The 14,236-nt window shown below is 58.2% G+C and carries 22 protein-coding genes and 2 pseudogenes; 13 read left to right on the forward strand and 11 right to left on the reverse strand.

The annotated features are described in order from the left end of the window. Nucleotides 1-123: 123 nt before the first annotated feature. Entirely contained in the window at nt 124-393 is a 270-nt protein-coding gene (locus tag ACVJ5M_RS47610) for a cupin domain-containing protein (RefSeq protein ID WP_456679819.1), read from the forward strand. 78 nt (nt 394-471) lie between these two features. Beyond that, the gene (locus ACVJ5M_RS47615) at nt 472-984 is read left to right on the forward strand and encodes a DUF3305 domain-containing protein (RefSeq protein WP_456679803.1); all 513 of its coding nucleotides are present in this window, start codon (nt 472-474) and stop codon (nt 982-984) included. A 303-nt stretch (nt 985-1,287) separates the two neighbouring features. Here the strand turns inward: ACVJ5M_RS47615 and ACVJ5M_RS47620 are convergent, their stop codons facing one another. Genes ACVJ5M_RS47620 through ACVJ5M_RS47630 form a run of 3 tightly spaced genes read right to left on the reverse strand, consistent with a single transcriptional unit; the run spans nt 1,288 to nt 2,188 of the window. After that, nucleotides 1,288-1,503, reverse strand: coding sequence for a hypothetical protein (locus ACVJ5M_RS47620; protein ID WP_354099073.1), 216 nt, complete (start codon nt 1,501-1,503; stop codon nt 1,288-1,290). A gap of 35 nt (nt 1,504-1,538) precedes the next feature. Next, nucleotides 1,539-1,676, reverse strand: a complete 138-nt coding sequence (locus tag ACVJ5M_RS47625; RefSeq protein WP_354099072.1) for a DUF2474 domain-containing protein — start codon at nt 1,674-1,676, stop codon at nt 1,539-1,541. Between the two features lie 8 nt (nt 1,677-1,684). Next, complete coding sequence (locus tag ACVJ5M_RS47630; RefSeq protein ID WP_354099071.1) at nt 1,685-2,188, reverse strand: cytochrome d ubiquinol oxidase subunit II; 504 nt, start codon at nt 2,186-2,188, stop codon at nt 1,685-1,687. 222 nt (nt 2,189-2,410) lie between these two features. Here ACVJ5M_RS47630 and ACVJ5M_RS47635 point away from each other — a divergent pair, with 222 nt between their 5' ends. The 7 genes and pseudogenes from ACVJ5M_RS47635 to ACVJ5M_RS47665 all read left to right on the forward strand — a co-directional run. After that, entirely contained in the window at nt 2,411-2,800 is a 390-nt protein-coding gene (locus tag ACVJ5M_RS47635; RefSeq protein WP_354099070.1) for a hypothetical protein, read from the forward strand. Next, nucleotides 2,773-3,318, forward strand: a complete 546-nt coding sequence (locus tag ACVJ5M_RS47640; protein ID WP_354100590.1) for a hypothetical protein — start codon at nt 2,773-2,775, stop codon at nt 3,316-3,318. The genes ACVJ5M_RS47635 and ACVJ5M_RS47640 overlap by 28 nt, the downstream gene beginning before the upstream one ends. A gap of 28 nt (nt 3,319-3,346) precedes the next feature. Then, nucleotides 3,347-3,703, forward strand: a complete 357-nt coding sequence (locus tag ACVJ5M_RS47645) for a site-specific integrase (protein WP_354100589.1) — start codon at nt 3,347-3,349, stop codon at nt 3,701-3,703. A 554-nt stretch (nt 3,704-4,257) separates the two neighbouring features. Then, nucleotides 4,258-4,818 (forward strand): hypothetical protein, encoded by a 561-nt coding sequence (locus ACVJ5M_RS47650; RefSeq protein ID WP_354100588.1) that lies wholly within the window; start codon nt 4,258-4,260, stop codon nt 4,816-4,818. Nucleotides 4,819-4,850: 32 nt separating this feature from the next. Continuing rightward, a pseudogene (locus ACVJ5M_RS47655) lies at nt 4,851-5,003 on the forward strand (transposase); the annotation flags it as partial. After that, nucleotides 4,970-6,037 (forward strand): IS3 family transposase, encoded by a 1,068-nt coding sequence (locus ACVJ5M_RS47660; protein WP_231142186.1) that lies wholly within the window; start codon nt 4,970-4,972, stop codon nt 6,035-6,037. The pseudogene ACVJ5M_RS47655 and the gene ACVJ5M_RS47660, both read left to right, overlap by 34 nt. Before the next feature lie 1,170 nt (nt 6,038-7,207). After that, nucleotides 7,208-8,092: pseudogene (locus ACVJ5M_RS47665) on the forward strand (ATP-dependent DNA ligase); the annotation flags it as partial. 30 nt (nt 8,093-8,122) lie between these two features. Here the strand turns inward: ACVJ5M_RS47665 and ACVJ5M_RS47670 are convergent. Continuing rightward, a complete protein-coding gene (locus ACVJ5M_RS47670; RefSeq protein WP_354100544.1) occupies nt 8,123-8,644 on the reverse strand; it encodes a DUF1003 domain-containing protein in 522 nt (173 codons plus the stop codon). Further along, entirely contained in the window at nt 8,644-9,102 is a 459-nt protein-coding gene (locus tag ACVJ5M_RS47675; RefSeq protein ID WP_354098960.1) for a low affinity iron permease family protein, read from the reverse strand. Before ACVJ5M_RS47675 ends, ACVJ5M_RS47670 begins: the two co-directional genes overlap by 1 nt. 135 nt (nt 9,103-9,237) lie before the next feature. Between ACVJ5M_RS47675 and ACVJ5M_RS47680 the strand changes: the two genes are divergently transcribed. The 3 genes from ACVJ5M_RS47680 to ACVJ5M_RS47690 all read left to right on the forward strand — a co-directional run bounded on the left by ACVJ5M_RS47680 (nt 9,238) and on the right by ACVJ5M_RS47690 (nt 10,690). Beyond that, complete coding sequence (locus ACVJ5M_RS47680; RefSeq protein WP_354100543.1) at nt 9,238-10,071, forward strand: hypothetical protein; 834 nt, start codon at nt 9,238-9,240, stop codon at nt 10,069-10,071. A gap of 225 nt (nt 10,072-10,296) precedes the next feature. Continuing rightward, the gene (locus ACVJ5M_RS47685) at nt 10,297-10,473 is read left to right on the forward strand and encodes a hypothetical protein (RefSeq protein ID WP_354098958.1); all 177 of its coding nucleotides are present in this window, start codon (nt 10,297-10,299) and stop codon (nt 10,471-10,473) included. A 13-nt stretch (nt 10,474-10,486) separates the two neighbouring features. Next, a complete protein-coding gene (locus ACVJ5M_RS47690) occupies nt 10,487-10,690 on the forward strand; it encodes a hypothetical protein (RefSeq protein ID WP_354098957.1) in 204 nt (67 codons plus the stop codon). Nucleotides 10,691-10,703: 13 nt separating this feature from the next. Here the strand turns inward: ACVJ5M_RS47690 and ACVJ5M_RS47695 are convergent, their stop codons facing one another. Beyond that, the gene (locus tag ACVJ5M_RS47695; RefSeq protein WP_354100542.1) at nt 10,704-11,546 is read right to left on the reverse strand and encodes a ribonuclease HII; all 843 of its coding nucleotides are present in this window, start codon (nt 11,544-11,546) and stop codon (nt 10,704-10,706) included. Between the two features lie 156 nt (nt 11,547-11,702). Next, nucleotides 11,703-12,203, reverse strand: coding sequence for a YciE/YciF ferroxidase family protein (locus ACVJ5M_RS47700; RefSeq protein ID WP_162479137.1), 501 nt, complete (start codon nt 12,201-12,203; stop codon nt 11,703-11,705). Nucleotides 12,204-12,507: 304 nt separating this feature from the next. On the opposite strand from ACVJ5M_RS47700, the gene ACVJ5M_RS47705 reads away from it, so the two are divergent. Beyond that, a complete protein-coding gene (locus ACVJ5M_RS47705) occupies nt 12,508-12,852 on the forward strand; it encodes a DUF7222 domain-containing protein (RefSeq protein WP_231145560.1) in 345 nt (114 codons plus the stop codon). A gap of 28 nt (nt 12,853-12,880) precedes the next feature. On the opposite strand, the gene ACVJ5M_RS47710 is transcribed toward ACVJ5M_RS47705, so the two are convergent. From ACVJ5M_RS47710 to ACVJ5M_RS47725, 4 genes are all read right to left on the reverse strand, one after another. Continuing rightward, nucleotides 12,881-13,093 carry a hypothetical protein gene (locus ACVJ5M_RS47710; protein ID WP_354100541.1) on the reverse strand — a complete coding sequence of 71 codons (213 nt, stop codon included), beginning with the start codon at nt 13,091-13,093 and terminating at the stop codon, nt 12,881-12,883. Nucleotides 13,094-13,403: 310 nt separating this feature from the next. After that, the gene (locus ACVJ5M_RS47715; protein WP_179945620.1) at nt 13,404-13,571 is read right to left on the reverse strand and encodes a hypothetical protein; all 168 of its coding nucleotides are present in this window, start codon (nt 13,569-13,571) and stop codon (nt 13,404-13,406) included. A gap of 7 nt (nt 13,572-13,578) precedes the next feature. Next, on the reverse strand, nt 13,579-13,725 hold the full coding sequence (locus ACVJ5M_RS47720; protein ID WP_231145558.1) for a hypothetical protein: 147 nt from the start codon (nt 13,723-13,725) through the stop codon (nt 13,579-13,581). Between the two features lie 9 nt (nt 13,726-13,734). Next, nucleotides 13,735-13,950: a hypothetical protein gene (locus ACVJ5M_RS47725; protein WP_162479135.1), complete on the reverse strand. Its 216-nt coding sequence runs from the start codon at nt 13,948-13,950 to the stop codon at nt 13,735-13,737. Nucleotides 13,951-14,236: the final 286 nt, after the last annotated feature.

Below are 14,236 nucleotides of genomic sequence, written 5' to 3' on the forward strand. Positions count from 1 at the left end.
CGCCGTCAGGGAATCACGAATCGCCCAAAAGCAAAATCCTAAAACGCAAGAAAGCGAGGTCCAACACCCCGCTTTCCTGCAAAATCGAATACTACATCAAGACAAATTCTGCTTATTTCTCAGATCAATCCGCATTCTTCACGGACGACTACGTTCGATTTCCAGGCTGGGGACGTCGGCTATGTCCCGTTCGCGATGGGTCATTACGTAGAGAACACCGGCACGACGACGGTGCGTTTCCTGGAGATGTTCAAGAGCAGCTACTACGCCGATGTGTCACTGGCGCAGTGGTTGGCATTGACCCCGTCCGAGCTTCTGCACGTGCATTTGAATCTGGATGAGCAGGTTACAAAAGCTCTGACGAAAACAAAGATCCCGGTCCGTCCGGCATAGCCATGGCGACGGGAGCGTGTACGCAGTCGCTTCAGAGAGACGGCAAGTTAGGAGCACTTCGGCGCATCGGAGATGGGTGTGTGTTCGACAGTCAGCGTGCGAATTGTTGTTGGCGTGGTGATTGAGCGCCGTAAGGCAAAGAGCCCGTGGCTCGATTTCCTTTGGCGGCCAGTTTCCGTGCTTGTTGGAAAGCCGTCGGCCGCGCCTTGGACGCGGATCGGTGAAAAAGGTGAGACGACCCTATTCTATGCGGGCGAGGCCGCGATCGAATTGCACCGAACCGAAACGGAGAACTATCTTCAGAATCTTGCCTCGGGGACACCGATGCTGTGGGTCGTTTTGCGGCCGGTCGCGGCTGAGCCTGCGGCTCCGGCGTTCGATATTCTGACGGTAACAGCTGATCCTTCAGAGGGCGAGGCCCTCACTGACGCTGGCAACAACCTGGTCGAGACGGTGTCGATGCCGGCTGAGATTATCGAGGCCACACGCAATTTTATCCTCGAGCATCACGTCGAGCGCCCGTTTAACAAACGGCAACGAGACCGTGTCGATCCAATGATGCGCGGTCACCGTGAACGCGGCAGACAGTAAATGACCAAGACGGAAAGTGCCTTTCACGGTGGTCGCTGTTGAAGCAGTATCGCGCCCGAGCATTGAGCCCGACAGCTTACGCGGGGACGAAACTCCCCCGACGAAAGGCCTACGGATTTAAACGCGGCGGCACCAGCTGCAGCGCATACTACCTCGCCACTGATTTGTCGGAGGTATTCGCGCGAAAATTTCGCATCTCGCCGCCGCGAGGGGCTGAACCAGAATGTCCATCACCCTTGGTCGGAAGAGTTCCTCGAGCAGGAAGAGGCGACTGGCCGGTGATACACGGCCCGCGAGGCAACCTCAGATGAGGAAGGATCTGCGATAAACGCGGGCAACGTCAACACGCGCTCGCTCTAGCGCTTTCAAGAACAAGTGGTTCACGCGAACTGTGTCTTTACCGACTTGAAGGGCGATATGGCCGAGCCACGCCGCAATTTCCAATCTTGAAAAATCGCCCGAAGTCTGGATTTGAGCGATTTTGTCTTCGCCTAATTTGCGAGTTTCGACCACATACATTTAAGTCATTTCGCAACGTTAAAGTGCTCTTCGCCTCATATCGTCAGTCCTGCCGCGCTCATCAGCAACCGGAACAGCAGCGCGACAATTCCCAGTGTCGCGACGCTCGCCGCCCAGATGATCACGAGCCAACCCAGCCGGCTTCCCCAATCTGGTCGATGCTTTGAGGTCATGCGTTGCTTCAATGATAGCCCTCGCCGGCCGGGACCTTACTGCGGAAGACGTAGTAGGACCACGAAGTGTAGATCAGGATGAAGGGGATAATGAAAAGCGCGCCGACGAGCGTGAAGCCGAGCGATTGAGGCGGACTTGCTGCCTGCCAGATTGAAATGGAAGGCGGAACGATGTTCGGCCAGAGGCTAATTGCCAGACCGCTGTAGCCCAGAAAAAGCAAGCACAACGCCAGCATGAATGGTGCTGCGTGATATCCGTTGGAGAGAGAACGAATGAGCAAGACCGTCGCGAGCAATACCAGCAAAGGTACGGGCGCGAAAAAAAGAAGGTTCGGAAGGGAGAACCATCTCTGTGCCACGTCAGGGTGAGCGAGCGGCGTCCAGATGCTCACAATGGTGATCGTCGCGATAAGCGCCGACGCTGCCGGTTTCGCCAGAACCGTCATCCGCCGTTGCAATTCGCCATCGGTCTTCATGATGAGCCAGGTACATCCCAGCAGCGCGTATGCCACCAAAAGACCAAGCCCGGTGAACAGACTGAGGACGAAGCCAGTCGAAAGGTCCGCCGTCGAAGACGCCGCGGGAGACTTAAAATTGTGATCGTATAATTTACTTGCTGAAAAAAGACTAATAATAACAGCATACTACGCCGTTATGGCTCGAATACCCGACCTAAAATCTGCTACACAGTTATTACACATTTCGTGCTATAATTGTATTTCAGGGAGGCGGTTGTGAAAGGAGATCAAGAGTCAGCACATCACGAGCTGATGGGAGGCGAGCTCCACGTTTATAAACGTGAGAACAGCAAGTATTGGCAGTGTGCCATCTTCCTGAAGGGCTTCAATCACCGCGCCACCACCAAGCAGATCAGCCTCGCCCAAGCGAAGGACGTTGCAAAGGACTGGTATCTCACCCTGCAAGGAAAGCTCCTCAGGGGCGAACTGAAAGACAAGAAAAAATGGGAAGGGGAAGTCACCTTCCGCTTCGCCGCCGAAAAATTCCTGCGCGAATATACCGTGCTCACGCACGGCCAGCGCAGTCCGGTCTACGTCGGCGCACACCGCCGCCGCCTCGAAAACCACATCTACCCTTCATGGCTGACAAGTACCTTCCGGAGGTAACGCCAGGTCTCCTGCAGGACTACCGGGTCTATCGCCACGAAAAGGCGATGCAGCTCTATGGCAAGCCACCTGCCCGCAATACCATTCATCAAGAAGTCGTCGTCATCCGCCAGGTGCTAAAGGCCGCTGTACGCCACAGCGGGCTCAAGATGATGCCGGACTTGTCGGAACCGTACAAAAAGTCCGGCAAAATCTCTCATCGGGCGTGGCTTGCGCCCGATGAATACAAACGCCTGTATCAGGCGACCCGCGAACGCGCTCAAAACCCCAAACGGGTACGCTACGCTTGGGAAAGCGAGCAGCTGCACGATTTCATTCTGTTTATGGTCAACACCGGTCTGCGGCCTGACGAAGCATGGAGACTTCAATTCCGGGACGTGAAGGTCGCGCATGACGACGGTCTCAAAAAACCATTCTGGAGATCGAAGTGCGGGGCAAGCGCGGCGTCGGTTACTGCAAAAGCATGCCGGGGGCGGTTCAGCCCTTCAAACGCCTGCAGAAACGACTGCGACAGGTAGCCGAAAAGATGAGAACGGCGAAGAGACAGTGATCGAACGGCTTCCGAAGCCAACTGACCTTATTTTCCCGAAACGGCACCATGAGCTTTTCGACATCATCCTCAATGAACTGGAGCTCAAGAAGGACCGGGACGGTCAGTCACGCACCGCGTATTCGCTCAGGCACACGTATATCTGCCTGCGGTTGATGGAAGGCGCTGACGTGTACCAGATCGCAAAGAACTGCCGGACTAGCGTCGAGATGATCGAGAAGTATTACGCCGCCCATCTGGTGAATACGCTCGACACCACCGCGATTAACGTCCGCAAGCAAAAACGCCCGCGCCACGCTGAGGACGACGAACCTGCGCCTCGCCCTAGATCACCGCGAAGCAGAAAACCATAACAATATCATGTGAATAAACCGCTTTTCCGACTCCGATCCCTTCGCTATAGATGGAGGCAGTGCGGGCGTGGCGAAACTGGTAGACGCAACGGACTTAGACGATTGAGTGCTCTGCGGGAAACCGCAGACGCAGAACTGCTCAAATTCGGGGAAACCTGTGAAATGGCAATCCCGAGCCAAGCCCCTACCCGGGGGAAGGTGTAGAGACTAGACGGGCAGCACCTACAGCGGTCACGCGCCAAGGTGAAGGGATAGTCCAGACCACAAACGCCTTACGACGGCGGCGAAAGCCGAAGTGGGATGAAAATCCGTAGGACCGCAAGGTTCGTGCCGGTTCAATTCCGGCCGCCCGCACCAAATTGCAATTGCTGCATCGCCCTAATTTCAAACCGACGCTATACTGATCGGCATTCGTGACGCCTTAGGTTGTCAAAAACTCCCAAGTTTCTTGCATAACTTTTAACGGCTCACAGTCTGTGCTTGACCACAGCTGTGAGAGTATGCAGGCATCTATGCACGTATACAGTGTAGAGCATTTCTGAAAGGTCATTTTTGTGAACGAGGGCCACCGCGCATTCACGGCAGCGAGTTCTGCAGCCGGATATTATTACCAGGCCCGGCTCGCTCTATTTGAAAGCCTGCGCATCGCTTATGGCGACTCTAGCATCGACGTTGCGATCGAACGGTTCGACGATGTCTCGTTTGAGACAGCAGGTACTCCGCTAGAACTCCTTCAAACGAAGCACCATATAAACAAAGTTGGTGATCTGACAGATTCGAGCCCCGATCTTTGGAAGACGCTGAGAGTTTGGGCCGAGGCCGCAAAAGAAAACCCTTCATTACCCAGCCGCACTCGTTTCGTATTACTCACAACAGGCCACGCGCCGGATGCATCGGCGGCGTCATACTTGCGCGCGGACGGCAATCGGGACGTCGAGAAAGTCGAGCTACTGTTGAGCGCAGCTGCAGCAGCGTCAACGAACCACACCTTGAAGGCGGCATTCCTCTCCTTTCAATCACTCACTCCGGAAATGCGAACCTCACTTCTGGGCGCGATAGAGATTCTAGATCAGGCACCTGAGGTTGACCTGCCCCTGCCGATTTCCTCCAGTTGAAGTTAGAGTCCGGCCTTCTGAAGGACGGACAGATGAAGCGAGCCAGGTTTACGGAAGAGCAGATTATTGGCGTGCTGCGTGAGCATGAGGCGGGTGCGAAGGCTGCCGATTTGGCGCGGAAGCATGGCGTCTCTGAAGCGACGCTGTACAATTGGAAGGCGAAGTTCGGCGGTCTGGACGTCTCCGATGCCAAGCGGTTGCGGCAACTCGAGGACGAGAACGCCAAGCTGAAGAAGCTGCTGGCCGAGCAGATGCTGGATGCTGCAGCGCTACGCGAGCTTTTGTCAAAAAAATGGTAGGGCCCGTCGCCAAGCGCGAAGCCGTCGCGCACCTGCAGGCCGTCATGGGTCTGGCGGAGCGGCGGGCCTGCGGCATCGTCGGCGCTGACCGCAAGATGGTTCGGTACCGATCGTGCCGACCGCCGGACACCGAACTACGCGGCCACTTGCGCGAGCTTGCTAATGCCCGTCGGCGGTTCGGCTACCGCCGGCTGTTCGTGCTGCTTCGCCAGCAGGGCGAGCCGTCCGGGCGGAACCGGATCTACCGTCTGTATCGAGAGGAAGGCCTCAGCGTGCGCAAGCGCCGGGCCCGCCGCCGCGCCGTGGGCACCCGAGCGCCGATACTGGTCGAGGCTCGGCCGAACGCCCGGTGGTCGCTGGATTTTGTCCACGACCAGTTCGCCAGCGGCCGTCGCTTCCGGGTCCTGAATATCGTCGATGACGTGACCCGGGAATGTCTGGCGGCCATCCCCGACACCTCGATCCAGGGGCGGCGGGTGGCACGCGAACTGACGGCGCTGATCAATCAGCGCGGCAAGCCGGGCATGATCGTCTCCGACAACGGCACCGAGTTCACCTGCAATGCCATGCTGGCCTGGTCGGAGGAGAACAAGATCGACTGGCACTTCATTGCGCCGGGCAAGCCGATGCAGAACGGCTTCTGTGAAAGCTTCAACGGCCGGATGCGGGACGAGCTTCTCAACGAAACCTTGTTCTTCGGCCTCGATCACGCCCGCGCCAAGATTGCGGATTGGGTCGGCGACTACAACGGCCAACGCCCGCATTCCTCGCTCGGCTATCTGACCCCTGCGGCCTATGCCGCCTACCTCACCGCAACGTGCGATCGGCTGCGCAACCCCGACCAGCTCCGCCGATCGCACGTTGCTCACACCGCGCCAAACGGCGTAACATCCGCCGAGACTCTAACCGCTACTGGGTGAAACTTCAGGGGCAGGTCAACCACCCCATAAATTGACGATGCGACGAACAAGACCACTATCCAGGCGACCAACCAGTTCTTTTTTACTTTCTCCGAAATTGACCTAACCATGTTCTCCCTTTCAACCAAGGTGATCTCCTTACCTAATGATATTGTTCGTACCAATGTTCATACAGAAACGGAGAGAAGCAAAAAGCCACTGGTGCGATGGCTCAGAAGCCCTCGGCGACCGCCGTGCATAATCTTCATTTACAATACAAAAAAAGAGTACCAACGCGGCAGCGGACCAGCAACCATAGAACCACCGAGCCCTAAATCGATGCGGCGCTCATTTTTCCATAAATATCGCGTGCGCGCGAAGAACGGGGTGCGACAAAGCAATCGATTTGGTCGGTCATCGAACTATCGACTGAAAAATCGTGATCGCGATTCTTGTTATGAGCCAGCGGGGCGCACTAACAAATGCTCAAGGGTTAGCCTTCGGCCGGCTACTCACAGCGAAGCGTCGCTTATGGCTAGCGGAACAGCACTCCGCCTCACGCCCACCGCCTGCCGGCCGCGATGAGGAGTTTTTGAAAGCAATTTTCGCAGTTGATTGCACGTTCCTCATCACGTTTTCAGAGAGCGCCGTGCCAAATGCGCCCGCGCGTCGTCCCAATTGCGCGGCATAGCGAAGGCGATGATCTAGAGCCGTGACGCAGGTCTCGTGTCCGCCATACTTCACTTCTCTTTATGATCCGCAATTAGTGGTCTCACATCATGCCTTAACGCTGCGCAAGCGCGCGCACGCTGCAAGGGTCGCATCGACTTCCGGCAGGCCGGGCCTTACGCCTTCGGCTGCAGTTCCGCATCCGCTTATCCGCCGTCACCCTCCCACGGGCATTGAGACCGTCAATTAATGCGGCTCAGAAGGCGAAGGAGCTGCAGATGTCCCACAGGTCCCGTCACCGCAAATCCCCTACGATTCGTGCGAAAGATTTTCGCTCGTGGTTCAACGCAGCCTTACAGGCGGAACGACGCGGTATTTACACGCGTTGGCTCCTCGCAAGGAGTAGGCATGAAGAGCGCCAAACCCGCCAAACATCAAGTTATCCGCCCGATGGAGGCGAAAAGCGTCACCGCCCTTCCCGCAGGCGCGAACTGGGTGTACGAGCCGTAATGGGATGGGTTCAGGTGCCTCGCGCTGAAGGATGGTAAGACGATCGGGCTGCAAGGCAAATCCGGCAAGCCGCTCGACCGCTATTTTCCCGAGGTAATAGAAGCGATCGCTTCAATTGGCGTTAAAAGGCTGGCTCTTGATGGGGAGATACTCATCAGGATCGATGGTGAGCTCTCATTCGATGCGCTGCAGATGCGTCTTCACCCGGCAGAGAGCCGGATCAGGAAGCTTTCGATCGAAACGCCTGCGATATTCACTGCGTTCGATACGCTTCTCAGCGAAGGCGGCAGAAGCATCAGCGCCGAGCCGTTTGGGCAAAGGCACAAGGCGCTTGGAGATATCTCAGCCGGGTTCAAGCACCAGCAGGTGAGCCTGACGAAGCAAACGGCAAGCCTCAAAACTGCACAGGTGTGGCTCGATAAAGGGTTTGCAGGGACCGACGGCGTCATCGCCAAGCAGATCGATCTCGATTACCGCTTCGGCGAACGCGCAATGCTTAAGGTAAAGCGCATCCGCACAGCGGACTGCGTTGTCGGAGGTTTCCGCTATGCACAGGGCAGTAAGCTCGTCGGCTCGCTTCTCCTCGGCCTGTATAATGACAAGGGGCTACTCGACCATGTCGGCTTCACGTCAGCGTTTGCAAAGGAGGATAGAAAAGCACTGACCGCGCGGCTTGAGAAGCTGGTCGGGCCGCCCGGCTTCACGGGTGATGCGCCGGGCGGACCAAGCCGATGGGCGACAGAGCGTTCGACGGAGTGGCAGCCCCTGAAGACCAAGCTTGTCGCGGAGGTCAGTTTCGACCATGTAACGAGCGGAAGGTTTCGGCATGGGACGCGACTGCTGCGCTGGCGCCCGGATAAGGCACCGAAACAGTGCACGACGGAGCAGATCACCTGACCCGTTTTCGGGCTCCAAGCCTCGCGCTGTCTACTGCTTCGCTTCTTCGTCCTGCCGGTCTCTCAAGTCCTGCGCTATCTGATCGACCGACGTCTCGCTTGCAAGCTCATCCGGGCTGCCATCCTCGATGTCCTCGACATCTAATTTCTTCGCAAATCGCTGCAACATGCGCAACGACTGGGTCGCCTCCCTCTCTGCAAGGAGATTGATCTGCAGCTCCAGGTGATCGCGCCGTTCGAGAGTTCGGTCGATCAGGCTTTGGCGTATCAGCACGCAGGAGGTGAGGAGAACGGCTTCGACCGCGAGGATCGTCGCGAGCAGGGGAAATGGATATTCGTCGAAGGCGTGATGCGGGAAAAAGTGGCAGAGCATGATCCAGCCGAGCACGAACACGCATTGAAGAAAGAAAAACTGAACGGTGCCGGCGAACCAGCCGATCCAGTGAAACAGACGGTGATGGACAGCGAGAGTTTCTTCGTCCTGCTTTTCAAGGCGAAGAATTGCGTCAATGCTTTGGGCAGCGGGCCTCTCTGACTGAGTGCCCGCCCGCATCAGTTCGCGACCTTTTCCGCGGCCCGTCGCGCGGACTTCCGCGTTTTGTCGACGGTCTTGTCGGCCGATTTTTCAGCGCGCGCCCTCGCCTCGCATTTGCGGCGTAGATCCTCGATCTCATCGTCTGTCAGGTGTTCGATACCGACCAGTGAATTACGGGCCGCGCCGACCCGGATCAATTCGTCGAGCTTGACCTGGATCGCGGCGCTATCGCGGTTTTGAGAATTCTGGATGAGAAACACCATGAGGAACGTGACGATCGTCGTTCCTGTGTTGATCACGAGCTGCCACGTATCGGAGAAACCGAAGACCGGTCCGCTTACCGCCCATACGATGACGATGCCGGCCGCGATAATGAACGTTGAAGCCCGGCCTGCCGCCAACGAGGTTCGGTTGGCGAGTTCGCCGAAAAACTTCGAAACTCCGGATGGCTCTTTAGCTTTTGCTTTGCCCTTCATGAATGTCGCCCCTGTGTCAGCCGCCGGGATAAATCGGCACTGCGTCCTAAAGTTCCATTGCCTAGGAACCAACCTCTCACATGCTCATTATTGCGGCAGACGGCGCGAGGCGCGGTCATTTGCGGAGCGAATTATATGATCGATACCGTCGTGGTTGCACCGGGAGGGCCCGCGGGCTCGCCTGGAACAGGTGTGTCCTGGCCTTCTATCATCGCGGGCGCAGTCGCCGCGTGCGCGATGACCCTCGTACTGCTCGCCTTTGGCACCGGACTTGGCCTAAGCGCGATCTCGCCGTGGGGAGGCTCAGGCGTTTCGGCCACCACTTTCAAAATCACGACCGGGCTTTATCTGATCGTTATCGCCATGATCTCGTCGTCGATCGGCGGGTATCTCGCCGGGCGTCTGCGGACGGCATGGGAGGGCGTGCACGCGGATGAGGTCTACTTCCGAGATACGGCGCATGGGTTTATCGCGTGGGCTTTAGCTTCGGTACTCGGCGCCGTTGTGCTCGCTAGCCCGGCGACAAGCCTGATTGGCGGCACCGCAGCCGGTGTGAGCCAAGGAGCCGTCACGAGCGCCGCTCAATCAACCGGTCCGATGGACGGTTATGTCGACACTATCCTGCGGGGCGATCCCGCTGCACAGAATGCTAACCCCGCCGATGCCCGCGGCGAAACAGTCCGCCTTTTCACGCGAAGTTTTCGCAACGGCGGCGAACTCAAGGGTCCGGACCGAGATTACACAGTCAAGGTCGTGGCCGCCCGGACGGGCCTGAGCCAGCAGGACGCGGAAAAGCGGGTCAATGAGGGCGTCACACAGATTAAGACCGACATCGATGCCGCACGCAAGGCAACCGCTTCGCTCGCATTCTGGATCACGGCTTCGCTTCTCCTCGGCGCCTTCTGCGCCAGCCTTGCAGCCACCGAAGGCGGCGGCCTTCGCGACGGCACCTGGAAACGCCGCCGATAAACGAAAGGAAACATCATGCCGATTTTACTCTGGCTCCTTGGAATTCCGATCCCGCTCATCATCCTGATCCTTCTGCTGCGGTAATTGGGATGCGTCAGCGGCGCGTGACCCGCGCCGCTGACGCTCCGCCGTCGAAGCACTTGGTCGGAGGAAGCAAGCGGTAACTGGTTCAGAAGGGAAAGACCGGGGGTATCGCCGTTTTTTTTCCGCAATGGAGAAGATGCCATGGCAGACAAATTCAATCCGGCACCGACCGATAAACACGCAGACACGCCAAAAGAGCGCTCGGCCGCCGACAAGAAGTCGGATGACGAGCTGAAAAAGGGATTGAAGGACAGCTTTCCGGCGTCCGATCCGCCAAGCAACACCCAGCCGCCGAAAACAGTCGACGACGCAGGCTAGGAAGGAGCACCGCATGGGCATCGCGAAATACGAGATATTTGGCACCGAAGGCACATGGCGGGTGCGTCATGATGGCAAGGCGGAGAATGAATACGCCACGAAGGAAGCTGCATTCGAGGCGGCAATTGCGGCAGCCTCACTTGCGCTGCGGCAGGGCCATGACGTGACAGTGACCGCGCCTTCCAGCGAGACGACGACAGGCGCACCCGCCGAGTAGACGGGCGATAGCCTTAGTCTTCCAGCCCAGACATGGCACCAGCACGTTCCGATGCCAGGGGCCAGGGCGGCAACGTCGGCAAGCCAAGGACCTCACGCACAGGACCGAATGAGCGTCTATGCGCGGCACACGCGCCAAGCCGCGCAAGGGCGGCATAGTGGGCGCGCACAGGATAGCCCTTGTGATCGGCGAAGCCGTAGCCCGGGTGAAGCGTATCGAGCGTCCGCATCAGCGCATCGCGCGAGACTTTCGCCAGAATGGAAGCGGCCGCGATGCTCGCGGATTTGGCGTCGCCCTTGATAATCGCCTGCTGCGGGATCGCTACGTCTTTCAGGCGTTTCGCGTCGATCAGGAGATGCTGCGGAGATATTCCCAGCCCCTCAACAGCCCGCCGCATGGCAAGGATGCCCGCCCAGTAGATGTTGATGGTGTCAATCTCCTTGACTTCGACAAACGCGACAGACCATGAAGCCGCCTTTTCCTTGATCTCGATCGCGAGAGCCTCACGCGAATTCGCATCGAGCTTTTTCGAATCGTCGATGCCGGTTATGCGGGTGCCGGGCTTCAGGATAACTGCGGCAGCCGCGACAGGCCCCGCAAGCGGGCTCATTCCGGCCTCATCGATACCAGCAACGGCATCCTGTCCCTGATCCCAGAGAAGCGTTTCATAGCGGAGCATCTTGCGAAGCCGCTGTCCTTCGGATCGGTTTTCAAAGCGCCGCTTCTCAATCGCAGCGAGGATCGCACGCGCTCCCGCGCGGCCGTCAGCGCGCAGGATTTCTTCAAGGCTCGCCTCAAGCGGCCTGCCCTCGACGACATAGCGCTGACGTAGTTCGTCCAGTGAAGAGCGGGTCACGGCAGCCTCGATGCAGGACCGCGGAGGTGTCGCCAAGCTTTGTGGCGAATGTCTGAAATTCACTGTCAAGAAATGGAACTTGGCGCCCGTCCCTAGACAGGACGGGCATAAAAAAACGCCCCGCACTGCGGGGCATTTTCTAGTTTATCGTAAGTGTCAGGCTGCTTCCGCCTCCTGATTGATCGCCGTCTTTGCGATTTCAGTCAGAGCCTCGTCGGTCGCCTCTTCCTCTTCGAGGGTTTCCTCAAGGAGCGAGACCGCGTCGTCAAGGCCAAGCTCCTCGGCCCAGGCAATCATCGTGCCGTAACGTGAAATCTCATAGTGCTCGACGGCCTGAGCGGCGGCAAGCAGGCCGGCGTCGAGAGCGGGCGAGCCCTTATATTCTTCCATGATCTCGGCGCCCTCATCCGTGATGCCCACGATCGCTGCACAGGTTTTACCCTGCGGCTTCTTCTCGATCACGGCGAACACCTTCTCCAGCCGCTCGATCTGGCCTTCAGTCTCGGTCCGGTGTTTTTCGAATGCTGCTTTCAGTTCTTCGTTCTGAGCAGCCTTTGCCATCTTCGGCAGGGTGGCCAGGATTTTCTTCTCAGCGAAGTAGATATCCTTGAGGGTATCGTGAAACAGGTCGTCAAGGGTCTTTGGCTGCTTTGCCATGTGGGCTTCTCCAATGTCTTGAGGTCGTCGCATCACCGCTGGTGAAGCTCGCCGGCTAACGAGGCTGCGTTTGAGTCGTTCCAATTCCGGTCACCTTCCATCGCTGGATACCGGAGCCTCCCGGGGGTCTCTTTCAGGATGCCAATCTGCGCCGGGGCGCGCACGCTTCAAGGCTAATCCCTCGGCTTCCGGCAGGCCGGGCCGCTTCACCTGCGGTGAAGTTCCGCATCCGCTTGTTCCCCGGCGCCTTCGCTGGGCATCGAGACCGCTACTCAGGGCGGCTCAGAAAGCGAAGGAGCTTCAGATGTCTAACCGGTCCCGCCAACGCAAGTCCCTGCGCATCCGCGCAACAAGCTTTCAGTCGTGGTTCAACGCAAACCTCAAGGCACATGCGCGGGACATCGCGCGGCACGGAGCGGATTGCGGCTTCCCTTCCATCAGCTACACTAGCGATACGGTCTGCATCTTCGATCGCTTTGCAGACGAAATCTGGGCAATGGCCGTCGCCGACGCCGAGGAATACGGTCACACGAATGTCTGCGAAATGATCGTTGGCTTCAAGCGCTCGGACATGCTGGCAGATTACGACAGCTTCAAGAACCTCATGGTCTGGTACGCCTGCGAGAAGCTGGCTGGTGAGCGCGAATGATCGCGCTCACCGCGTACGCCCGAAGCGCTCAGCGCGGTCGGAAATGCGGCCGCGCCAGCGTGAGGCGAATATTGTAAAGGTTGTAGTGAGCTATCCGCAGCTCGTGAGATCCTTCCGGCAAGGCCGGAAGCTCGCTCGCTATTTTGCGCAGGAGCGCCGTGAGCTCAAGACGGGACAGGCGCAGCAGTTCGGATTGTGAAATCACTCTCATTTTTTCCTCCATCGTTCGGACCGCGACCATCGCGGCCTCCTGGAGGAAGGCCCTGCACCTTCGGCAGCGGGCTGCACCGCTTGCGGCCAAAACGCAGTGGAGGAATGCCGTGCATTTGCGGCCATGCGAGCTGACGGTGGTGCGAAGACTGGACAAGGAGGACATGCGGTGTCGCCGGCTTCGGCGATGACCAGGAAAATGATTTTACAAACGAGCTGGTGAGAGAACTGGCCCGGCTCACGGCGCGGGAGAGCGCAACATTGCGTGATGAACCACAACGACCGTGATGCTCATGCGCAACTGTGCAATATCCGAGGGTCCGGATTGCTGCGCGCGGGCGTTACTTTGTGTGGCCGGTGTCGGGATCTTTGGGCGTATTCTTTTCCGCCTGCGGCGTCATTTTCGCGGGACTCTCCTTGCCCGGCACGCCGCGCGGGCCGAGCGCCTCACGCTGCAAATCTTCTTCCGAGAATTCGGGTTCGCGTCCATTAATTGGTTCGTCAGGCATGCGTCACCTATTCCATTCGTGCTTTTTCTTTGAGGTCGCGGATGCGGTTCTCCGCCTCCTCCTTTGACTGGACAATTTCCGACCAGTCGTTGACGCGGGCTTCCCTGCTCAACCTCTTCAGCTCATCCAGCTGCTGCTGCGTCGGCTTTTCCATATTCGCTCCTTACGAGACAAGCCGCAGCTTACGAAACCGGTAGGCGTCGATGGCCCGGTTGGCCAGCATCAGTTTCCTGCGCTCAACCTTCAGGACCATCTCATCGACGGATTTCAGGAGAAACCGGCTGGTCTCTTCGGCATCGATAATTTCCCCGGAACGTTCGAGGTAGTCCCAGGCGATCTGGATCGCATTCTCGATCAGCCAGGGAATGGGTTCGCTCATATGAGAAAAACCCTCCTCGCCGGGCGGGGTTCCTAGGCGGGGTACGGCAATCCTGCAGCAGGATTGATTTCAGCGCGCCCGTTACCGGGCGGGCCATACTCGCGCCGCCAGCGGCGCTCCCCGAACCCCGCGGACGGGTTTCGGCCGGAAGGTGACTGTCCCTCGCGCGGGTTTCAAACCGAGGCATCCAGATCACTCCCAATTAGCTTCTTACGATCCCCGAATCTTACCAGCCGTCGCTGCGCCGCGTCCGTTGCTCAGAGCTCCTTTCGTTTCCGGCTTCCGC

This window comes from Bradyrhizobium sp. S3.7.6, assembly GCF_054061875.1.